This window comes from Clostridium chauvoei, assembly GCF_002327185.1.
GTDB classification, from domain to species: domain Bacteria; phylum Bacillota; class Clostridia; order Clostridiales; family Clostridiaceae; genus Clostridium; species Clostridium chauvoei.
The window spans coordinates 1,770,836-1,793,880 of sequence record NZ_CP018624.1; the positions used below are offsets into that span (position 1 = coordinate 1,770,836).

General features: G+C 27.6%; 22 protein-coding genes, 2 pseudogenes and 1 other annotated feature. Of the genes and pseudogenes, 5 read left to right on the forward strand and 19 right to left on the reverse strand.

Translation table 11 applies throughout. The features are described from left to right. Window positions 1–6 precede the first annotated feature (6 nt). Together BTM21_RS08350 and BTM21_RS08355 are read right to left on the reverse strand one after the other, a co-directional pair. Entirely contained in the window at window positions 7–696 is a 690-nt protein-coding gene (locus BTM21_RS08350) for an ABC transporter ATP-binding protein (RefSeq protein WP_079481210.1), read from the reverse strand. Window positions 697–698: 2 nt separating this feature from the next. After that, window positions 699–1,526, reverse strand: coding sequence for an efflux RND transporter periplasmic adaptor subunit (locus tag BTM21_RS08355; protein WP_079481209.1), 828 nt, complete (start codon window positions 1,524–1,526; stop codon window positions 699–701). A 166-nt stretch (window positions 1,527–1,692) separates the two neighbouring features. Between BTM21_RS08355 and abc-f the strand changes: the two genes are divergently transcribed. Beyond that, the gene (abc-f, locus tag BTM21_RS08360; RefSeq protein ID WP_021875151.1) at window positions 1,693–3,609 is read left to right on the forward strand and encodes a ribosomal protection-like ABC-F family protein; all 1,917 of its coding nucleotides are present in this window, start codon (window positions 1,693–1,695) and stop codon (window positions 3,607–3,609) included. Window positions 3,610–3,655: 46 nt separating this feature from the next. Here abc-f and dut read toward each other — a convergent pair whose 3' ends face one another. The 4 genes and pseudogenes from dut to BTM21_RS08380 form a co-directional block, all read right to left on the reverse strand. Next, complete coding sequence (gene dut / locus BTM21_RS08365; RefSeq protein ID WP_079481208.1) at window positions 3,656–4,096, reverse strand: dUTP diphosphatase; 441 nt, start codon at window positions 4,094–4,096, stop codon at window positions 3,656–3,658. Window positions 4,097–4,187: 91 nt separating this feature from the next. After that, window positions 4,188–4,895, reverse strand: a complete 708-nt coding sequence (locus tag BTM21_RS08370; protein ID WP_021875149.1) for a prealbumin-like fold domain-containing protein — start codon at window positions 4,893–4,895, stop codon at window positions 4,188–4,190. 100 nt (window positions 4,896–4,995) lie between these two features. Beyond that, window positions 4,996–6,843 carry a sensor domain-containing protein gene (locus BTM21_RS08375; protein WP_021875148.1) on the reverse strand — a complete coding sequence of 616 codons (1,848 nt, stop codon included), beginning with the start codon at window positions 6,841–6,843 and terminating at the stop codon, window positions 4,996–4,998. Window positions 6,844–6,992: 149 nt separating this feature from the next. Next, window positions 6,993–8,129, reverse strand: a pseudogene (locus BTM21_RS08380) (uracil-xanthine permease family protein); the annotation flags it as partial. A 155-nt stretch (window positions 8,130–8,284) separates the two neighbouring features. Here BTM21_RS08380 and BTM21_RS08385 point away from each other — a divergent pair. Further along, window positions 8,285–9,724, forward strand: coding sequence for a DDE-type integrase/transposase/recombinase (locus tag BTM21_RS08385; RefSeq protein ID WP_079481036.1), 1,440 nt, complete (start codon window positions 8,285–8,287; stop codon window positions 9,722–9,724). A gap of 162 nt (window positions 9,725–9,886) precedes the next feature. Here BTM21_RS08385 and BTM21_RS08390 read toward each other — a convergent pair. Beyond that, window positions 9,887–10,045, reverse strand: a pseudogene (locus BTM21_RS08390) (uracil permease); the annotation flags it as partial. Between the two features lie 353 nt (window positions 10,046–10,398). Between BTM21_RS08390 and BTM21_RS08395 the strand changes: the two are divergent. Continuing rightward, window positions 10,399–11,127, forward strand: a complete 729-nt coding sequence (locus BTM21_RS08395) for a polysaccharide deacetylase family protein (RefSeq protein WP_021875146.1) — start codon at window positions 10,399–10,401, stop codon at window positions 11,125–11,127. A gap of 67 nt (window positions 11,128–11,194) precedes the next feature. Here BTM21_RS08395 and BTM21_RS08400 read toward each other — a convergent pair whose 3' ends face one another. The 4 genes from BTM21_RS08400 to BTM21_RS08410 all read right to left on the reverse strand — a co-directional run bounded on the left by BTM21_RS08400 (window position 11,195) and on the right by BTM21_RS08410 (window position 13,966). Next, on the reverse strand, window positions 11,195–11,728 hold the full coding sequence (locus BTM21_RS08400) for a tryptophan transporter (RefSeq protein WP_021875145.1): 534 nt from the start codon (window positions 11,726–11,728) through the stop codon (window positions 11,195–11,197). Between the two features lie 125 nt (window positions 11,729–11,853). Then, window positions 11,854–12,088 (reverse strand) — a binding site (T-box leader). 42 nt (window positions 12,089–12,130) lie between these two features. After that, window positions 12,131–13,492, reverse strand: coding sequence for an MATE family efflux transporter (locus BTM21_RS08405; protein ID WP_079481206.1), 1,362 nt, complete (start codon window positions 13,490–13,492; stop codon window positions 12,131–12,133). Between the two features lie 135 nt (window positions 13,493–13,627). Further along, complete coding sequence (locus BTM21_RS14090) at window positions 13,628–13,750, reverse strand: hypothetical protein (protein WP_021875143.1); 123 nt, start codon at window positions 13,748–13,750, stop codon at window positions 13,628–13,630. Window positions 13,751–13,777: 27 nt separating this feature from the next. Next, entirely contained in the window at window positions 13,778–13,966 is a 189-nt protein-coding gene (locus BTM21_RS08410) for a DUF4250 domain-containing protein (protein WP_021875142.1), read from the reverse strand. Between the two features lie 338 nt (window positions 13,967–14,304). Between BTM21_RS08410 and BTM21_RS08415 the strand changes: the two genes are divergently transcribed. Further along, window positions 14,305–14,985, forward strand: coding sequence for an HAD hydrolase family protein (locus BTM21_RS08415; RefSeq protein WP_341429550.1), 681 nt, complete (start codon window positions 14,305–14,307; stop codon window positions 14,983–14,985). Window positions 14,986–15,054: 69 nt separating this feature from the next. Here the strand turns inward: BTM21_RS08415 and BTM21_RS08420 are convergent, their stop codons facing one another. Then, window positions 15,055–15,921: a tRNA 2-thiocytidine biosynthesis TtcA family protein gene (locus tag BTM21_RS08420; RefSeq protein WP_021875139.1), complete on the reverse strand. Its 867-nt coding sequence runs from the start codon at window positions 15,919–15,921 to the stop codon at window positions 15,055–15,057. Window positions 15,922–16,077: 156 nt separating this feature from the next. Between BTM21_RS08420 and BTM21_RS08425 the strand changes: the two genes are divergently transcribed. Further along, the gene (locus BTM21_RS08425) at window positions 16,078–17,103 is read left to right on the forward strand and encodes a hypothetical protein (protein WP_021875138.1); all 1,026 of its coding nucleotides are present in this window, start codon (window positions 16,078–16,080) and stop codon (window positions 17,101–17,103) included. A gap of 40 nt (window positions 17,104–17,143) precedes the next feature. Here BTM21_RS08425 and BTM21_RS08430 read toward each other — a convergent pair whose 3' ends face one another. The 7 genes from BTM21_RS08430 to BTM21_RS13855 all read right to left on the reverse strand — a co-directional run bounded on the left by BTM21_RS08430 (window position 17,144) and on the right by BTM21_RS13855 (window position 22,933). After that, complete coding sequence (locus BTM21_RS08430; RefSeq protein WP_079481205.1) at window positions 17,144–17,446, reverse strand: Dabb family protein; 303 nt, start codon at window positions 17,444–17,446, stop codon at window positions 17,144–17,146. A gap of 69 nt (window positions 17,447–17,515) precedes the next feature. Continuing rightward, on the reverse strand, window positions 17,516–18,871 hold the full coding sequence (locus BTM21_RS08435) for an FAD-dependent oxidoreductase (protein WP_021875136.1): 1,356 nt from the start codon (window positions 18,869–18,871) through the stop codon (window positions 17,516–17,518). A 124-nt stretch (window positions 18,872–18,995) separates the two neighbouring features. Then, window positions 18,996–20,408 carry a carbon starvation CstA family protein gene (locus BTM21_RS08440; protein WP_079481204.1) on the reverse strand — a complete coding sequence of 471 codons (1,413 nt, stop codon included), beginning with the start codon at window positions 20,406–20,408 and terminating at the stop codon, window positions 18,996–18,998. Between the two features lie 142 nt (window positions 20,409–20,550). After that, complete coding sequence (locus BTM21_RS08445; RefSeq protein WP_021875134.1) at window positions 20,551–21,264, reverse strand: LytR/AlgR family response regulator transcription factor; 714 nt, start codon at window positions 21,262–21,264, stop codon at window positions 20,551–20,553. Window positions 21,265–21,279: 15 nt separating this feature from the next. Then, window positions 21,280–21,870, reverse strand: coding sequence for a sensor histidine kinase (locus BTM21_RS13845; protein WP_197983192.1), 591 nt, complete (start codon window positions 21,868–21,870; stop codon window positions 21,280–21,282). A 65-nt stretch (window positions 21,871–21,935) separates the two neighbouring features. Further along, a complete protein-coding gene (locus tag BTM21_RS13850; protein ID WP_197983193.1) occupies window positions 21,936–22,487 on the reverse strand; it encodes a LytS family sensor histidine kinase in 552 nt (183 codons plus the stop codon). Between the two features lie 53 nt (window positions 22,488–22,540). Beyond that, on the reverse strand, window positions 22,541–22,933 hold the full coding sequence (locus BTM21_RS13855) for a LytS/YhcK type 5TM receptor domain-containing protein (RefSeq protein ID WP_197983194.1): 393 nt from the start codon (window positions 22,931–22,933) through the stop codon (window positions 22,541–22,543). Window positions 22,934–23,045 lie beyond the last annotated feature (112 nt).

Below are 23,045 nucleotides of genomic sequence, written 5' to 3' on the forward strand. Positions count from 1 at the left end.
TTATCTTTAAATGTATTTACATTTAATTTCTTCATCTTTTTCTATTTCCCCATCTTTTACATGTATTATTCTTTTTGTGTATTTAGCTATTTCTTCTTCATGAGTTACCATAATTATAGTTGTACCTTCTTTATTTAAATCTTGAAATATTTTCATTACTTCTAAACTTACTTTTGAATCTAGATTTCCAGTTGGTTCATCTGCCATTATAACTGATGGATTATTTACAATAGCTCTTGCAATTGCAACTCTTTGCCTTTGTCCTCCTGAAATTTCACTTGGTTTATGTTTAATCCATGGGGATAATCCCACCTTTTCTAAAGCCTTTTTAGCTCTTTCAATTCTTTCTTTACTAGAAACACCTGCATATACCATAGGTAATTCTACATTTTCTAAAATATTTAACCTTGGTAATAAATTAAAGTTTTGAAATACAAATCCGATTTCTATATTTCTTATCTTAGCTAACTCATCATCAGTTAAATTATTTATTATCTTATTATTTAATCTATATTCACCAGTACTATATCTATCTAAACATCCTAGAATATTCATAAGGGTACTTTTACCTGAGCCTGATGGCCCCATTATAGTTGTAAACTCCCCTTTTTTTATATTTAATGAAATATTCTTTAAAGCTTTATATTCTATTTTTCCTGTATTATAAACTTTATTAATACCATTTAACTCTATCAGTTCTAGTTCCCCCTTTTAACTTTATCTCCACTTTCTAACTCTCCTGAAGGATTTAATATAACTAACTCATCTTCGTCTATACCCTCTAATATTTCTACTTCCCTTTCTCCCTCAAGTCCTACTTTTACTTCTCTTTTGTAAGCTATATTATCTTTCAATATAAATACATAGGGTTTGTTTCCTTTTTCCACTTTTATAGCCTCTGTAGGAACTACAATTACATTGTTTTTTTGGCCAACTAATATATCTATTTCATTTTTAAAGCCTATCTTTAACTCTTCAGTTTTAGTTAAGTTATCAATCTCGCCTTCAATATATGCTTCTCCCTCCATCGAATTGGAAATACTCTTAGCTGTTGGACTTATAAAAGATACCCTGCCTTCAATTATTCCATTACTTGTTTTTATCATTGCAGGTTGGTCTATTTTAATATATTTACTATCATATTGGTTTAATAGAATTTTGATTTTTAAATTTTCTAAATCTTGAACTACAATTACTGGATACTCTGATAAGCTTATATCTGTAACAGTTCCATCAATATCAGAAAATATATTTCCATTATCTAGATTTGTTAGGTATTGATCTTTCTTTACTTCATCTCCTACTTTTACACTTATATTATTGTATTTGTATCTTTCTAAGTAATGTTCTGCTTTATTTTTAGACTGGATAACTCCAGTTACATTTATATATCTAACTATATTTCCTTTCTCAACTAAATGGACTTTAACTTTGCTATCTTCTGATTTTTTATTTAAAGTAACCATTAATATAATTAGAATTGATAAAAAAAGCATTGCACAAACCCATACTTTTCTTTTTTTCACATATCTTCACTCCTAAAATCTCTTATCAATTTTAAAGTATTTACATTTAAATAAATATTTATGTAATATCTATACTATTTTCTATATTTGATTACATACTAGGTTGATAGTATAATTAATAGTAATTGTTTTATTAAATAAACAGATATTAAATTGGAGGATAAAAATGATAGTTTTAAGCTGTAAAGATATATGTATAAGTTATGGTATAAGAGATGTTTTAAAAAATATAACTTTCTCTATAAATGAAGGAGATAAAGTTGGTATAATTGGCGGCAATGGTGAAGGTAAATCTACACTGTTTAAAATTATCTCTAAAGAACTTACTCAAGATGATGGTGAGGTTTTTGTTGATAAAAATAAAACTATAGGATACCTTACTCAACATGTTGATTTAAATTTAGATGGGACAATATATGAAGAAATGCTTTCTGTTTTTCAGGAGCTTAGAAATATAGAATGTAAATTAAAAAAGATTGAAGAAAGCTTAAATGAACCTTATGATCCAAGTAATGCAGCTTATCATGATAAATTAATAAAGGATTATACTACTCTTCAAGATTTGTATAATCATAGAGGTGGATATACATATAAAGGTGAAGTTTCTAGAGTTTTAAAAGGACTTGGGTTTTTAGAAGAAGATTTTGATAAACAAATTAACACTTTAAGTGGAGGACAAAAAACTAGAGTATCTTTATGTAAATTACTTCTTAAAAATCCTGATATTATACTTTTAGATGAGCCTACAAACCACTTAGATTTAGAGGCTATAGAATGGCTTGAAGATTATCTAAAATCATATAAAGGAACGGTTCTTGTTATTTCCCATGATAGATTTTTCTTAGACTCTGTAACTAATAATACTTTTGAGGTAATAAATGGACATATAAATTGTTATAATGTTCCTTATACTAAATTTATAGAACAAAGAAAAAAGAAGTATGAAGCTGATCTTAAAGCATATAATCTTCAACAAGCCGAAATTAAAAGACAGGAAGCTATAATTGAAAAGTTTAGAAGCTTTAATAGAGAGAAAAGTATTAAGGCTGCTGAAAGTAGAGAAAAAGCTTTAGATAGAATGGAAAAGATAGACGCTCCTGATAAAGAAAAAGAAGCTTCTAAAATAAAATTTGAGGCTTCTGTAAAAAGTGGTTATGATGTACTTCATGCTGAAAATCTTTCAAAAAGTTATGGGGATAAAAAATTATTTAAAGATCTTTCTTTTGACTTAAAAAGAGCTGAAAAGGTAGCCTTAATAGGTGAAAATGGTAGAGGTAAAACTACATTATTTAGGATGATATTAAATACTCTAGATAGTGATACAGGTAATATAATTCTTGGAACTAATGTTAATGTTGGATACTATGATCAAGAACAATCGGATCTTAATCTTGATAAATCAATAATAGATGAGGTGTGGGATGAATTTCCAAACCTTACAACTTCAAAACTTAGAGGCATTCTTGCATCATTCTTATTTACAGGAGATGATGTATTTAAAGAAATAAAAACATTAAGTGGCGGAGAGAAGTGTAGAATTAATTTACTTAAATTAATGCTTTCAAAATCAAACTTACTTTTACTAGATGAGCCTACAAATCATTTAGATATTATGTCAAGAGAAGCTTTAGAAGATGCATTAATAAGTTATGATGGAACGCTTTTGGTAATATCTCATGATAGATATTTCTTAAATAAAGTTATTGGAAGAATCTTAGAGCTTAAAGAAGATGGTGTTAAAGAATATTTAGGTAACTATAGCTATTTTCAAGAGAAAAAATTAAATCCTACTAGATATCAAGAACTAGAGGATTTAGCAAATGGTAAAACTAAAACTCAACTTAAAGATGAAAAAAAGAAAAAAAGAGAACAAGAAAAAGAAGAAAAAGCATTAAAGCTAAAAGCAAAAAAACTTGAAGAAGACATTACATCAAAAGAAAATGAACTTCTTAATTTACAAGAACAACTTTGCCTTGAAGAAATTTATTCAAATCCAACTGAAAGTGAAAGAGTAAGTAAGGAAATTAAAAATCTTGAAGAATTAATAGCCAAATTATACGAAGATTGGGAAAATATACTTTAAAACTGTAAAAAGGTACTAGATATTTAAATTCTAGTACCTTTAATTTTTAACGGATTCCAGATGAACCAAATCCACCTTCTGCTCTTTCTGTTTCTGATAAATCCTTAACTTCTGTAACCTCTACCTTCCATACTGGTTTTATTACCATTTGAGCTATTTTCATTCCTTTTTCAACAACAAATTTATTTTTACCATGATTTATTAATATAATTCCAATTTCTCCTCTGTACCCCTCATCTATAGTTCCTGGTGTATTTAAAACCGTTATACTATATTTTAATGCTAAACCACTTCTTGGTCTTATTTGAGCTTCTGTCTGTTTAGGAAGTTCTATTTTTATACCTGTTTTTATTAATGCTGGATCACCAGCCTCAATAGATACTTCTTCAACAGAATATAAATCTAATCCTGCATCCCCTTCATGAGCGTAACTAGGTAGTATTGCATCTTTATGTACTCTTTTAACATTTAAATTAAACTTATTCATAAATAAATCCTCCATATTTTTAATATAGACCTATTTTACCATATGAATATAAAATAAGACCATAAGATTTACCTTATGATCTTACTTATTATTATTTTTTGCAACAACATGCTTTTATTCTATTTACAACAGTTACTGTTGCTTCCTTTAAGTTTTGGTCTATAATTACTTCATTCCAATTAATATAACATGGTTTTTCGAAATATCTCCTATCCACTATTGAAATTACTCTATAGCATCCATCCTCTAAATTTTCAAAGTTAACCTTTCCTTCTGAATTTGTTAATTGTGTATCACATAATTTAGGAGATACTCCATTTAACATGTACAAATTAACCTTAGCTCCTTTTAATTCTACTCCATCCTTGCTACCTAACTTAACAACAACAGTAATACAGCCTTTTTTTTCTGTCTTATTACAATTATTATTTATATTATTAAAATGTTTTAGATACTCCTCTTTGTTGTCTATTTCATTATTTTCACAATTACATTTACTGTCTGACATATAATAATTATTTCTATAATACTCATTATTATTTGATTCTATGTGCTCATCATTACTAATATTTAAATTATCTTTTGGCGTAGATACAGTATCCCCTCCTTCCTCTCGAACCTCAATAAATACATTATAATTTTCATTACTTTGAACTGAAATATCACTATTTTGTTGTTCTTTATTTAGATTTACTTGATTTTGTCCTAATTGACTTTGATGTTGAGTTTTAGAGTTATTGTGAAATTCAACTTCTCCATTTTCATTAGTACAAAACTCATCATCTATCATTATTTTCATAAGCCCCTCCTAATAACAATATAGTTACATAATATGATTAACCCCCCCGTTTGGTGATAAAAAAAAGCTGATTTAATAATTTTTTTAATCAGCTTTTTTTCTATTCAATTAATAACATTTTACTTGCTACATCAAATTTTTCTGGTTTATTATAATAAAATCCTTGTATAATATCACATCCAATTTCCTTTAAATACTCTATTTGAGCTTCAGTTTCAACGCCCTCTGCTACTACTCTTAATTCTAGATTATGTGACAGTTCAATTATACTTTCTATTATATAATTACTTTTTTTATCTTTTTTTATTGCATCTATAAAACTTTTATCTATATTTAAAACATCTATTGGTAATATTCTCAAATAACTTAAAGAGGAATATCCCGTTCCAAAATCATCTAATGCTATAGATACTCCTAATATTTTTAACTTTCTAAGAATCTCTAAATTCCTTTTTGATGAATTTATTATTACACTTTCTTTAATTTCAAATTCTATATAACTTGGATTTAAATCGTATTCTTTAAGCTTATTTCTAATATAATTTACTATTTTTTCATCTCTAATTTGGATATTTGATAAATTTATCGACATTTTAAAAATTTTATCAGTCATTAAACTTAATTCCTTGCATTTTCTAAATGCTATATCAATTATATATTTTTCAAGTTCAATTATAACTCCTGAATTTTCTGCAACTGGTATAAATTCTAAAGGTGAAATATCTCCTAAAACATTACTGTTCCATCTAGCTAAACATTCATACCCATAAACCCTTTCATTTCTTAGATTAAACTTAGGTTGATATACTAAATATATTTCATTATTTTCTATTGCCGTTCTAAGAGCCTTTTGTATCTTATACTCTTTATTTACACTCTCTAGAATATATTCATTGCAAAATTGATATTTATTTTTCCCATCTGATTTAGCTCTATACATAGCAATATCAGCTCTTTTTAATAAAGTCTCTATATCTTTACCATCCTTTTTATAAATACTAACTCCAATACTTACAGTACAATAGATTTCTCTTTCCTCTATTTGTATATTACTTTTTAAAGCTTCAAATAGATTCTCTAATTTCTTTTCTATATCTTCTTCTTTTTTAATGCCATATTGAGCTACTACAAACTCATCTCCTCCAAACCTTGAAATAAACGAATCTTTATTAAAAACATTACACAATATATTACAAAACTTTATTAATAATATGTCTCCAATATCATGGCCATAACTATCATTTATATTCTTAAAATTATCTAAGTCTATAAATATTATAGCTATTTTACCATGATTAATCTTCTTATTTTCTATAACATTGTTCATTTCATTTATAAAATACCGTCTATTTGGCATTCCAGTTACAATATCATGATAACTCATAAAATTAATTTCAGACTCTTTAGCCTTTTTATCTGTTATATCTGTAATTATTCCAGATAAGTAATAAACGTTTTCTTTTATAAATCCTCTTCCTTGAGAACTTAAAATCACTTTATGTCCATCTACAGTTGTTATTGAATGTTCTATTGTAAACTCGTTTAAATCTTTATTTTTATATAGATTATAATAAAACTCTATGAATCTTTTTCTTTCTGGTATATCTATATATTGACATATTTGCTGAAATGAATTTATTTCTTTTTTTATATTTAAGACTTTATTTATTCGATTTGATATATAAAGCTTTTTACTCTTATCATCCCACTCCCATACTGAACCTTTTGATGCTTCAAGTGCCATTTCATATTTTCTATAATCATTTTCTATTCCTTTATATAACTTTTTATAACTTCCCTTTATAACTAACTCTTTGATAATCTCTAAATATACAAATAATATTATTATGAACCATAATAAACTAACTTGGCTTCTAAATACAATTACACTTTCTATAAATAAAATAAATGTAATAATAACAATTAGAAGCTTGTCTCTCATATCCATTAATATCACCAATACCCTTATTAGCATTTTAATATCATATCAATATTTTACCACATTTTTCTTGTAATTTTATACATTTTTAAAATTATTTTAAAATTATTGTGTAAAAAAAGAACCTCCTAATTAGAGATTCTTTTAATTTATTTATATTATTTTTTTATTTTATCATATACCTTAGTTAATATACCATTTAACACAACTCCTACTAAAGCTGCTAAACTTAATCCTGATATACTTACTGTTTCTGTTATTTTTATAGCTATAGGTTCTTTTAAAAACAATCCTGATAATCCGATAAACATTATGACTATCATTATAATTATATTTTTCCAATTAAATTTTACTTTCTCATTTTTTATAGTTTGAGCTCCGACTAAGGCGATCATTGAGAATAACATTATACTTATTCCCCCCATAACCGGTGTTGGAATTGTTCTTATTGCTGCCCCAAACTTATCTACAAAACTTAATATTATTGCAAATATTGCAGTTAATCTTAAAATTGATGGATCATAATTTTTAGTTATTGCAAGTACTCCTGTATTTTCTCCATAAGTAGTATTTGCTGGTCCTCCTAATAATGATGCTGCTATAGTTGCAAGACCATCTCCTAATAAAGTTCTATTTAACCCTGGCTCTTCTATAAAATTTTTTCCAACCACTTGTCCATTAGTAGTTATATCACCTATATGTTCCATAAAAACTGCTAATATTACAGGTACAACTATCATTACTGCTCCAAAATCAAACTTTGGTAAAGTGAAATTTGGAATTGCTACAAAACTTGCTTGTTGTATTGCCGTTACATCTACTAATCCAACTAGTAGGCTTAATGTATAACCAATTGCTACAGCTATTATTATTGATACTTGTGATAAAAATCCCTTTGCAAATTTTTTTATTAAAATTGCTAAAAATAAAGTTACTATCGCTATACTTAATCCAATTCCTGATCCTGCTTCTTTAGCTATTACAGCATTAACTCCTGCCATATCTAAAGCTGTTGGAATAAGATTTAATCCTATTACCATTATCATAGGTCCAACAACTTGTGCTGGTAAAACTCTCTTTATGTTTGAAACTCCTATTTTCTTGATTAAAAAGGATATTCCTACATATATAAGCCCTGAAACAAAAATCCCACCTTGTGCATATCTTAAGTCTCCATACTGTGCTGCTACTGCGCCTATAACTGGTATAAATGCAAAAGATGACCCTAAGAATACTGGTACTTTTCCTTTTGTACAAAAATGGAAAATTAAAGTTCCAACCCCCGCAGAAAATAGGTTAGTGTAAAGTTTTTTACACTACTTTTCTTTTTAAATCTTTATATATCAAGGTTTCGCCAGTTTTTTTGTATAAAAAAATAACGACCCCCTAATTTCATGTTAAAATTGAATCTCTAACCAAACAAAATCACACATGAAAGGATGTCGTTATTATGGATTCAATTATAACTTATTTAATTACTTATAATCAATATTTAATTGCCATTATCGGTCAATTACTTTTATTCATCTCAAAACATATTCCACTTAACCAGATGATATTTGATGATTCTAATAGTCCAGAATACCAAAAATTCAAAGTAGATAAGCTACCCACAATTATTAGATTTGAAAAGGTAGACTATATATTACTTTTAGCTTATTACAAACATAAATATAACAAGACCGTAAAACCCGTCCAAAGACGGAACGGGAAGTCTATCCCTAAAAAAACTAAATGTCCTAAGTGTGGTGCACCACATGAATATATATACGATAACAATGGCAGTAAAGGACAGTTTCAATGTAAAGTTTGTGGTCTTACATTTAAAGAAACTAATCACACAACTAAACCAATAGTATTTATATGTCCTTATTGCGGTGCTACGCTTACGGAACAAAAGCAACGCAAGCACTTTAAAATACATAAATGCAATAATTCTAAATGCTTATACTATCAAAGAAATCTTAAGAATCTTCCAAAGAATATTGATCCTTGTGATAAATACAAGTATAAGCTTCATTACATATATCGTGAATTTAATATTAACTTCTTTAAAATGGATCTATATCCAATATCAAAACATGCTACCGGATTTAGTTTTAAGAAGTTTAGCCCGCATATAATGGGACTATGCTTGACTTATCACGTTAATTGTAAAATGTCTACAAGACAAACAGCTCATGTTTTAAAAGAAGTTCATGGAATAAAAATTTCACATAGAACTGTTGCTAATTATGCTCTAACAGCAGCTGCTGTTATTAAGCCGTTTGTTGATACCTTTGATTACAAACCCTCTAAAATACTTTCTGCCGATGAAACTTATATAAAAGTAAAAGGCATTAAGCATTATGTCTGGATTGTAATGGATGCTTGTAAAAGGTCTATTCTAGGTTATCAAGTATCTGATACAAGAGATACTGGCCCTTGTATACTAGCAATGCGTATGGCTTTTGATAAGTTTAAAGACTTCCCTGGAAAAGCTTTAAACTTCGTTGCCGATGGTTACAGTTCATATCCGTTAGCGAAGCAACAATTTGAATTAGAAAAAAATAAAGAATTTAATCTAACTCAAGTTATCGGACTTACTAACGATGATCCAGTATCTGAAGAATTTCGTTGGGTTAAGCAAGTTGTAGAGCGTTTAAACCGTACCTTTAAATCTTCCTACAGGGGTACCTGTGGTTATGGAAGTGATGAAGGTGCTCTTTATGGCTTCTCCCTTTGGGTTGCTTATTACAACTTCTTACGCCCGCATCCTTACAATTACTGGCGTCCTTTAAACGAATTAAAGCAACTAGATGGTATTGACAATATGTCTGCAAAGTGGCAAATTCTTATCAGTCTCGGTCAACAAACCATATTACATATGCAAGAATCACAAACTTCTTGATAAATCATAAAATCAAATATTGATTAAGTTTTTGCCTCCGTTACCGAAGGTCTTTTTAGCATATTCAATTTTAAAATTTTCTTAGATATTATAAAGATATTTTTAACTATTATTCCAAATTAGCCATAAGCTATTTTTTCATACGAAACTTTACACTATCGAAAATAGTGCAACTGAAATATCTAATCCTGTAATCATAGGAACTAAAACTGTTGCTCCAAACATTGCTATTAAATGTTGTATCCCTAAGATTCCTTTTCTTAAACCTTTCTTTAGTGACTCCGATTTATAACTTTCTTTTACCTCAACATATTGTGCCATACAAACATGCCTCCTTATTTTTAGTAAGGAGAAATTTAATTTCTCCCCTTTTTAGCCTCTCTGGACTAATTTTAAAAGGTATCTTTATTTAGATAATAAAAAAACTCCTTGCCTTTTAGCTGCAAGAAGTTACAACAATTCTATACTTAAATAGAATCATATACTCTAAACTTTAACTTCTTATCAGCCTCTCTGGACTAATTTAAAGAGTTTTTTAATTTCTTTGCTCAATTATAGCAACTTTAAATCCTATTTGCAATATTTTTTTATCTTTTTCCAATTAATTAATAATATATTATAAAAAATTCAGCAAATACTAAAATATATATGACAACAAGGAGGTAATATGTCAAATGAAAAATAAAAAATATCTTTTAACAGCCTTAACTCTCGTCTTAACTTTTACTTTACTTTTTTCTTTTAGTATTAATACAAAAGCTTTAGATACAGATAAAGAAGAGGAAAAAGTAATTTACTTAACTTTTGATGATGGTCCAGGTGGCAAAACAACAATTCAAATTCTAGATACATTAAAAAAAGAAAATGTTCCTGCTACTTTTTTTGTTATTGGAGAACAAATAGAGGGTCAAGAAGATACTATTCTTAGAATGAAAAATGAAGGTCATAGTATTGGACTTCATAGTTTTTCACATGAAAAGGCAAAATTATATCGTGGAAGTGAAGGCTTCTTAAAAGAAATGTTAGAAGATCAAGATACTCTTTATAAGGTTACTGGTGAAAAATACACTATATTAAGATTTCCTTTTGGATGTAACAATCAAACTTATAAATTAGATGAATCTATGGTTAATTTGCTTCATGATAATAAATTAAGAATTTACGATTGGAATACAGATAGTGGAGATGGAGCTAATCCAAATTCCGCACCTGAAACAATTATAAAAAAGGCTTGTTCTAATAAAGATAAAGATAAAGTTATTCTTCTTATGCATTGTTCCTATATGCATAAAAACTCTGCTAAAGCATTACCTACAATTATAAAATATTATAAAGATCAAGGGTATACTTTTAAAGCTATTGATGAAAATACTCCTGAAGTTTATAAAATTATAAAAAGGTAATCTTATTTTAAAACTACCTCCCAGTAACATAGGCAAGGAGGTAGTTTATTTAAATTTTTATTATTTTTTATTTAACATTAATACTTAATCCTGTCACTTTAAAAGCTGTTGAAATTGCTTTATATAAAATACTTCCTAAAATAGTATTCATAATAGATGCTGGTATAACTACTATTTTCACTAAACTCATAAACTCACCAGGAAGACCTACTATAAGCTGTGCTGAATACAAGAAAATTACTCCACTTAAGATAGTTCCAAAAATTAGAGATATAACCATTTTCACATTATTACTAACTCTATTTTTTAATGGTAACAATGCAAAATAAATTATATTTGCAGTTGCAACCTTGTCTATTATATTTGGAAGTTGTCCACCTGGAAACTTAGTAGTTAAAGCTGTAAATATGCCTATTATTATACTTGATATTAAGGTAGTTTTATAATCTTCATTAATTATTATAATTATAAACAAAATTGCTAAAGCAAAGTCTGGTTGCATTGGCAATCCTAATACGGGTGTAATTTGATGTAATAGTGCTCCTATAGCTATTAATATTGCATTTAATATCATTTTCTTAACATTATTATTTCTATTCATTTTAATTTCCTCCTTAAATTTAAAAACTAATTGCTATGTCTTATACCACCATTCATTTCATAACATTTTAAACACCCCCGTATTATTGATTAATTTTTTGTATAAAAAAACTCCGTCCTATAAAAATATAGGACGGAGATTATCCGCGTTGCCACCTAAATTGCTTAAAAAAGCCTCTCATTTTCAGGTACTATCATACCCTATTCCCTATATCGTGGGAATTACGGATCAACTACTATCATAAGATTTCGTATCACACCTCAGAGGCCCATTCACTATTTGCTACAGTACCGAAATCCCACCATCTTCGGCTCTCTTAAACCTTACATAATAGCTACTCTTCCTCATCAAAGGAATTTAAGTATTTATTTACTATTATATTATGCTACTTTCCTAAATCTGTCAACACATTTTTAATCTTTTTCTATTCGGTATTAAAATCATTATTATAAATAATACAAATAATAATACACCCTTTATCATACTAGTTCCACTTATACTCCACCAAATTCCATCTATCCCCAAAGAAGCTATACCTGATAATATAGCTGCAAGTGGTACCCTTGCTCCAGTAAATAATATACTAACCCAAGATGGAGTAACTGTATTTCCAAGACCTGAAAAAGCACCTGCTGTAGTTATTTCTAAACACATAAATAATTGAGAATATCCTAAAATTCTAAGATATACCTTACCTTGCTCTATAGCTTCTGCTTCTGGTATAAATAATGCAAATACTTGCTCTCCAAAAAATACTAAAAGAATAGTTGCAAATATTCCTACTATAATCGCCATTATCATGGTTGCCTTATATCCTTTAATTATTCTATCCCACTTATTTGCTCCATAATTTTGTCCAATAAAGGATGTTAACGCAGTTGAAAAACCTCCTGCTGTCATCCAAGATATAGCTTCTATTTGAGAGCCTACTTTTTGAACTGCTATTGGAACAGCTCCCCAACTTGCTATTATTCTGCCTATTAACATAGCAAAAAATGAAAATAATCCATTTTGTAATGCAGCAGGTATTCCTAGCTTACAAATTTTTATCATATGAACTTTATCAATATATTTTTTATTATCTAAGCTTAGGCTATATCCATTTTTAATAAATTCTATTATAAAAATTATAGCTACTATCATTTGAGCAAAAACAGTTGCTAAAGCTGCTCCTTTTACCCCTAAAGCTGGAAAACCAGCAATTCCAAATATTAATATAGGATCAAAAACTATATTAAATAATAATCCTATTGTATTTATAATAAATGGTGTTTTACTATTTCCTGATGCATTAAAAATCCCTGTAAATAAAGGATTCAAAAACATAAATACCATTCCTAGTGATACTATAATTAAATAACTTATTGACATATCAACAATTTTCACATCGCCTAAATTAAAGAAACCTATAAGTTGCTTTCTAAGAATTATAAGAATAATAGTATATAATAATGCTGTAACAACATTAATAAATAAACTATTATATACAAATTTATTTTTCTCTTTTATATCATCTCTTCCTATAGATTGAGCTACCCCTATTTCTGCTCCAACCTTAGAAATAAATACTAATGCACTTCCAAACCAAGTAAAAAAACCGGCTGTTCCAACTGCTGCAACAGCATCACTTCCTACTCTTCCTATCCAAATCATATCAGTCATGTTATATGCCATTTGAATAAAGGATGTTCCTAGTATTGGCAAAGATAATTTTAATAATGTTTGAAAAATATTTCCTGAAATTAAATCTACTCTATTTTTCATTTTTATCCCCCTTTCAAATTCAACAATTACTATTTTAGTGAAAATCCCCCAAATTGTAAATAAAAAATAAAAAGAAGGATTTATTAATTTAAAATCCTTCATTTTTTAATATAATATTTTTATTAACTACTTAATTTATTCTTGTTTTTCTTCAATTCTATTTTCAACTTTTACCTTTTTGTCATTTATCAACGTAGCTACTAATGCAGCTGATGCAGCTACTAACAATGCTACTTTTCCTGCTTTTTTCCCCTTCATAACTTCACCTCCATTTTAAAATATTCTTTATTTAAATTGATTTTGTTCTTTTTCATAATTATAACCTACTGATGAAAGTTTATCCTTTAATTCCTTAACTTCTATTCCTATATCTTCACAAAAACTTTCTAAAGATGAATAGAAATCTCTTAATTTCATATTTACTAAACTTACTAATATATTAGGATCCATTGATAAAATACTTTCCCTATCCATTATCTCACACTCCAATACCTTAGATTCTATATAAAAACTATATCATATATTTTTTAATAAAAAAACATTTTATATTATGTTTACTGTATGTTATTAATTATTTTCATATAAAAATAGAACTCCTAAGAGTCCTATTTACAATGTTTTTCTTCTTTACTTAGCTCTGGGACTTTTGCAGCTTCGCTTTTTTTAGGAGATTGGTATCTTCTCTTTTCCCATGATGCTTGTTGACCATGTTTAGCCATATTATCACCTCCAACCTTATATACTTAGTGTTTGTCTCAATATTAAAATTATTCTAAATTTTAATATACATTTATGGCTTTTCTTGTTACTATATTTATTCTTCAAATGGAGCTATGATTCATAAAGCAAATGGTGAGAAATTAACAGCTTATCCAATAGATAAAAGTGAAGCTAGAAAAGTTTTAGAGTATATGGATAAAAATAAATTTCCCTACTCTGTTTTTACAGAAGATATTATTTTTCAAAAAGATGATAATTTAACTCGTCTAAAAAATGATTATAAAAATACTAAAATATTAAATTCACCTCTTGCAGACATGGGATTAAAAACTCTATCTGAATTATTTACAGCTGAGTATAAAGATGTTATAAGAGTTTCTCATTATGAAGAAATTTTATCTTCTGATAAAGATTTATTTTATATAGCGGGAAATTCCTTTAATCAAGAAAGATTAGATAATGGTATGAAAGATCTTAGTCTAATAAAAACTTTAAATATTTCCTCTTCAGCCTTCCATAACTTTGATGCAACAAATATATACGCTTCAAAAGGACAAGCTGTGGAATTCTTAGCTAATTATCTTAATATTCCTCTTAACGAGACTGTGGCTGTAGGTGATAATTATAATGACATTTCTATGTTAGAAAAGGTTAAATATAGTATAGCTATGGGAAATGCAAATGAATCTGTAAAAAATATTTGTAGATATACTACTTTAAATAATTCTGAAAATGGTGTTGCTTATGCTATAAAAAATATCTATTATAAATAAAAAACTATATTATATTTTGTATTTCACATAACTACCTTACAAATATAATATAGTTTTTATAATTAAAATTTATTCTTCATCATATACATCTAGATATTTTACTTTCTTTCCGCTTTTTTCCCATCCTAAAATAGAATCCATACTTACATTCTCAGCTGCTTTAAATATTGACTTTTCTACACCATCAAAATTTTTCTTTAATTCTTTTATTAAATCTTTTATTTCGTATCTCTTATTTCCTATCTTTTCAGCGGCTACCATACAAGCACAATTTAAAGGCCAAATTCCAGCATTATTTGTAAATCTCTTTATATAATCTTCTTCTACATAATATAATGGTCTTATTAATTCCATATTTTCATAATTTGAAGATTTAAACTTTGGTAGCATAGTCTTAAAATTACCTGCATATAAAACATTTAATAAAGTTGTTTCTATAACATCATTGTAATGATGTCCAAGTGCTAATTTATTACATCCAAGTTCTTTTGCTTTACTATATAATGATCCTCTTCTCATTCTAGCACATAAGTAACATGGATAATCCTTTGCCATCTTATCTACTACTTCAAATATTCCACCATCATAAATATGTACTGGTATTCCTAAATGCTCACAATTTTCTATAAGTAACTCTTTAATTTGAGGATGATATCCTGGATCCATAGCTATAAATTCTAATTCAAAATTCATTTGACCATGTTTTTTTAATTCTTGAAAACATTTTGCCATTAATAATGAATCTTTTCCTCCTGATATAGCAACTGCTATTTTGTCTCCATCTTCTACTAATTTATAGTCCTTTACGGCTTTTACAAATTTAGACCAAATATGTTTTCTATATTTTTTAACGATACTACGTTCAATTTCTCCTAATGATTTCTTTTCTTCTGTTGGAATCATTCTTTCGCAGCCTTTTCCTGATATGCTACTCATATAATCACCTCTATTTATTAAATCTTTATAAATTATAACACCTTTTTATATTAATGTCTTTATTAACTTTACTTAATAATAATTTGATTTCAAAGTGTAACATTTACCTACATATTAAAATATATTATTTATTAATTAATTATTTAGGAGTTTTAAATGATTATTTATCAAAATGAATTTGAAGATACCAATTTCCAAAATAATAATGAAAATTTAATTGAATATAATAGTGAAAATACTAGAATACCGCCTTTTGGTAATTATCCTAACTTTCCCCCACTTCCTAATAGTCCTTATGAACCTGGTGGAATGAATAAACCTGGAATGCAATTGGGTAAACCTCCCAAGTATACTCCAAATAAAAATGAAGCTGGAGTTCAATCTCTTAAATCATCAAAGTCTGGTTCACCTAATGTAAAAGCAGTTAGCCCTAATTCTATTAGTTTTTGCCTTTATAAATTTACTTATATTTGGGAAGTTAGTGGCAGAAGTTACTGGGTTTATTTGATAAATGTTGATAGAGTATCCATTTCAGGATTTAGATGGATCGGTTTTAATTGGTTTTACTTTGGTATTGATCTTAAGAAGATAGATTCTTTTATTTGCTATAGAAACAATTTAGATGATGTATGTGATAATAGCTGTTATCGTTCAGATAAAAAAGATATTTTAGAGAATATTAAAACTGAATTTTCTAATGATGGCATAAAAAATATATACTCTAGAGTATTATCTGTTATAGATATTCCAGAAAGCAAAGAAGATGTTTTCTTAGAAGATATAGGTGTAATAGATGGTAAAGCTATTCAAAGCAGAATTCCATGTATTAAAACTAGAAATGTCAGCTATCAGCTTACTTTAGAAGTAAGTTATCCTGAAAATATTAATGAAGAAATAAAAGAACAAATAATTTTTTTTGCTAGAGATGCATCAATAGATGCTTATGAAATTATTACAAGTACAAGAAAAAATGATACTTGTATATATCCTTTAGAAATTGAAACACGCTCTTCAGATTTAATTCCAAAATCTCTATCATATTTTTCTAAAAAGTTTTCTTCCCAAATTAGAAATTTACCTAATTGGAAAGAACTTTCTAGAAGAATTCACTATTCAATAAGACAAGAAAAAATTAATGGCCCTTGGAAAATTCAAAACCCCTCAAATACAAATAGATATTAAATTTTAAAATAGCTAAGAAAACTTTCTTAGCTATTTTTATTTAAAATTCATAATCTACCACAACTCTTGAGTCTGCTACCTTACCTATGAATCCTGCTACTTTTAAATGCTCTGGATTTTTTTGGTATTTATCTAACTCTTCTAAATTATTAAACTCAGAATTTAAAACCACATCATAAGCTTGTTCTCCTTCTTTTATATTAATACCTACTTCAATAAATTTTATTTCAGATATTACACCTCTTAAAGCTTCTAGAGAATCTTTTATTTTATTAGAGTTTATAAATTTATCATTTCCTTCTGCATTATCTTTTAATTTCCACATTACAATATGTTTAATCATAAAACACACCTCACCCTTAAATATAATTTTAATTACATTTTATTACAATCTATTATAACTTTAAAGTCTCTATTTTAATTTTATACTTTGTGGAAAATTAAATACATTTTCTGGATCATATTTGCTTTTTATACACTTTAATTTTGATAAATTTTCCCCGTAATATTCTTTTTCGTAATCATTAAGTTCTACAAAAGGAAAATTAATAAATGTACCTTTTGTAATTGTCTTTATATACTCTACCTTACCCTTAACCCATTCTCTATTTTTAGGTGCATATATCGCTTCTTCCCATACTGATTGTATCCCCATAATAAATTTAGCATCTCTATAATAAAAAGCTGTACTTTTATTGTCTATATCAGCAATTGCTCCACCTAATCCATAAAATGAAACTGCCGTATATATAGAACCATCCTCTCTATTCTCTACTAAGTCTATTAAATTCTTTATTTCATCTCTAGTGTAATCTTTATATACAAATCTACCTGTTGATTTATAACTTTCATATGGTGGATGACTATCTTGAATTTTTCTATTTGCTTCTAATACAGACATATATTCTAAATCAAAGTCCATATTATCTGAAAGATTTTTAAAAGGCTTTAAAATTTCATTTGCTTCATTTTTATCACCATAGAATAATCCTGTAATTTTCACACCTCTTCCTTTTTCTTTAGAGTTATATATAGCCATTTTAAAATTAACTCTTCTATCTAAACTTTTAAATTCATCTTGAAAAATCTCAACTATATTTATATTTTCTTCAATGTTTATATGTTTATAATCAATATTTATTAAAGTTGCCATCTTTATCTTTTTAGGTAGTTTAAATTTCATAGAGGTTACTATACCAAAATTTCCTCCACCTCCACCTAACGATGCCCAAAATAAATCATCATTTTTTTCCTTATTAGCTATTATTTTTTCTCCTTTATAGTTTATAAGTTTTATTTCTTGCAAGCTATCTGCAGCTAGTCCTAGTAATCTAGCAGAATACCCCCATCCTCCACCTAGAGTTAATCCAATAATACCAACAGTTGGACATCCTCCTCCTGGAAAAGGAATTAATCGCTTTCCTAAAAATTCATATAACTCTCTATTTCTAACCCCACCTTGTATTTTGACTGTATTATTTTCCTCATCTATTTCAATATAATTCATATTACTTACATCAATTACTACTACATCATTACCAGTTGAATATCCTTCATAATTATGAGCGCCTGATCTTATTCTTATTGGTAAAGAATTATTTCTTGCCCAATTAATTGAGTTAATAACATCTTCTTCTGTGTAGCAATATATAATCACTAAAGGGTATTTTTCAATAGCTCTGTTCCAACTCTTTCTATCTTCTTCATAACTAAAATCCTCTCTAGTAACTACTTTACCTGTTAAATCATAATAATTTAAGTCTTTCATTTATCTCACCTTCTCATTGTATTAGTTTTTACTTGTTACACTAATATAATACCATTAATAACTGAAAAGACAAAAAGTAGTAGGTAATAAAATCTATCTATTACCTACTACTTCTCTATTCTATTTACTCTGATATATTTTCTTGTGCTTTTTTTCTTGTATATCTAATAAATATTACAAATAAAACTAATGCAAATAATATTCCAATTGTATTTGATATACCAGCTGCTAGTCTAAATCCTTCAGGAGCTTGAAGTATATATGCACTAGTTACAGCAGACATAAATACTGCTGGTATTGTACAAATCCAATAATTCTTCTTAGCTTGTACCATATATGCTGATGCTGCCCATAACATAATCATTGCTAAGGTTTGATTAGCCCAAGAGAAATATCTCCATATTATTGCAAAATCAATAAATGTTAATGCAATTCCTACTATAAATAGAGGTATTGCTATTTTAAATCTATTTGCAAACTTGTCTTGCTTCATTCCTATAGTATCTGCAATAGTTAATCTAGCACTTCTAAATGCTGTATCTCCAGAAGTTATAGGACAAGCAACAACCCCTAATACGGCTAGTACAGCTCCAACTTTTCCCATCAAAGTGTTTGATATTGTATTTACTATAGTTGAAGGTCCACCATTTGCTAAAGCTTCACTTAAACCAGGTGTTCCACCAAAGAAACTCATGGCTGCAGCTGCCCAGATTAGTGCAATTACACCTTCTGCAATCATTGCTCCATAAAATACTTTTCTAGCCTCTGACTCTTTTCTAACACATCTTGCCATTATTGGTGATTGAGTTGCATGGAATCCTGAAATAGCTCCACATGCTATTGTTATAAATAAATATGGGAATATTGGTGTTCCCTTTGGATGGAAATTAATAAATTGAATTTCTGGAATTGTGTATCCTTCTATTAAAATTCCAGCCCCTATTCCCACTGCCATAATTAAAAGACAAGCTCCAAAAAGAGGATAAATTTTACCTATTATTTTATCAACAGGTAATACTGTAGCTGCAATATAGTAAATTATGATTATTACAATAAATATATTTCTATCTATTCCTGTTAAAGTTTTTAATAAATCTGCAGGTCCTGTTAAGAATACAACACCTACTAATACTAATAAAACTACTGAAAATACAACCATTACCTTTCTTGGTATATCTCCTAGATATTTACCAACCAAATCTGCTACAGATGCGCCTTTATTTCTCATAGATAGTACTCCAGTAAAGAAATCATGAACTGCACCTGCAAATATACATCCAAATACTATCCATAAAAATGCGGCTGGTCCCCATAAAGCCCCTGCTATAGCACCAAAGATTGGTCCTAATCCTGCAATATTTAAAAATTGAATAAGAAATATCCTTGGCCAACTCATTGGCACAAAATCAACTCCATCTTGCATAGTTTCTGATGGTGCCTTGTTTAAATCGTTAGTTCCAAAGGTCTTCTCCACAAATTTACCATAAGTGAAGTATCCAACTACTAATAATACTAATGAAATTAAAAATGATATCATAACTCTCATCTCCTTAATTAGGATTTATTTGTTAATACCAGTATATATCTTAAATTTTTGAAAAGGTATTCATTAGGTATGAAATACATTATTTATACATGAGATGCAATATACTGTTATGAAATTCAATTTTTACTTAACATTATAAAGTTAATATTTTCTTAAAGTCCTTTACTTTATTCCTACTAACAGGTATTTCTTTTTCTATATTCTTTATCTTTAAAACATATGTGCCGTTAAACCATGGTTTTATCTCTTCTACTTTGTCTAAATTTACTATATATGATCTATGAGACTTATAAAATTCTTTACTTGAAAGTTTATTTTCTAATTCTGAAATCTTATGTTTAGATAAATATTCTTCCCCATTAATAAAGACTTTAACAGTTCTTCCTGCTGCCTCTAAATAATATATATCCTTAGTATTAACTACATATATTTTCCCATTTTTAATAACAGATAGTTTATCACTTTTAGAATCTATTTCTTTACATTCTATATTTAATTTTTCTAATCTTTCTAAAGATGAAATAATTCTTTCCTCTGAAAACGGCTTTAATAAATAATCGAAGGCATGAATATCAAAGGCATCTAAAGCATAGTCCTTATACGCTGTTATAAATACTATCTTCCCTATAAAATTAAGTTTATTTAATATTTTAGCTAAATTAATACCGTCTATTCCTGGTATATTTATATCTAAAAATAATACATCAACATTATTATCTTGTAAAAACTTTAATGCATCTGCTCCATCTTCAAACTCTCCTAAAATATCTATATCACTAAAATTTTTAACAAAATACTTAAGCTCTTCTCTTGCTGGTAATTCATCATCTACTATAATACAATTCATTTAATTCACTCCCTATTATATTTCAAAGGAAATTCTTGTTCCTTTATCTAGCCTTTCTATTTTCAATCCTCTTCCATATATAAGCTTCATCCTGCAATGAACATTATATAGTCCTATTCTATTTTCCTCAGCTTGTCCATTATAAACTTTATCTATTATGTTTTTATCTATTCCGCATCCATCATCTTCTATGACTATTATATGACCGTTTTTGTATTTCTCACATCTTATCCATATATTTTCACCAGTTCTCTTTTTTAAAATTCCATGCTTTATTGCATTTTCTATGAGTGGCTCTATTGTTAATGGAGGAATTTTAATATCCATATCTTCCTCAGATATTTCATAATGTGCTTTAATTTTATCTCCAAATCTAGCTTCTACTATAGAAACATATGCTTTAACTTGTTCAATTTCTTTTTTTAAGGAAATCATATCACCATTTACTTCTAAATTATATCTTAAATAATCCGATAAATTTACAATTAACTCTCTAGCTCTATCTGGATTTATTCTTACAAAAGAAGTAATAGTATGAAGAGAGTTAAATAAAAAATGAGGATTTATTTGAGTTTGCAATGCTTTAATTTCTGCTTTATCTGCCATCTCTTTGTATTTTTTAATTTTTCCAATCTGTATTTGATAAGAAATTAATTTAGCTAATCCTATAACTAAATGCTTATTTTTTCTGTAATATGGTTTTCTTTATTAAAATATACTTTTAAAGTTCCTATAACTTGACTATCATAAATTAAAGGAGTTATTATAGCTGCTTTAGATTCCTTTCCTTCTATACAACTAAATAATTGTATTCCTTCACCTTTTTTTAATATAGCTGTCTCTCCATTTTTCAAAACTTTCTTAGTATAATCACTAACTATTTTTCTATTATTAAGCTTTAACTGACTATTTTGTGATGAATAAGCTAAAATATCTTCTTTGTCAGTTAATATAACTATTTGAGCATCTATACTAGATCTAATTATTTCACAAACCTTTTTCAAAGATTCTTCTGTAACTTCTTTAAAATAAGGTAAGGTCTTATTTGTTATCTCTAAGGTTTTTCTTGCCTGCTCCCCCTCTAACCTTTCCTTTTCATCAAATATACTTTTTATAATAGTCATAACTAATAAAATTCCTAATGAATTAATTATAACCATAGGTACATATATACCATTAATTATTTCTCTTCCATTCTCAACCATGATAGCTATTAAAAACATACTAATACTTTCTACAAAAATTGTACTAAAAATTCCATAAGCATATTCCTTTTTTATATCGTATTTTTATATAATAAACCTGGTAAAATCCCTGCTAATAGTGTTCCAATAGCGCAGGGAATTGTTGTGCCAATTAATGGTCCATAGCATAATCTATGCAAGCTAGCAATAGCTCCTGCTATCCCTCCAACTATTGGCCCACAGGTTATTGATGCTGCTACAATACTTACATTTCTTATATTAACTATTGCTCCATTATAGTTTATTCCTAAGTATGTTCCTATCATTCCTAATAAAGAAAATAATATAGAAACTATTAATATATCCTTTTTAGTCTGTATTTTATGTTGTATTGCTCTTTGAATTATTTTGCTTCTAGACATTGTAAATGCAATAAGTACTACATATCCTAAATTACTTGCTAATTGACTTAATAATCTCCACATCTCTATCACATCCTAAGCTGATTTTCTCAACTTAATTATACTATATAAGGGATAATTTGTTATAAATTAAAGGTTAGCTAAAACAAAAAATCTTTATAAACTTAAGTCTATA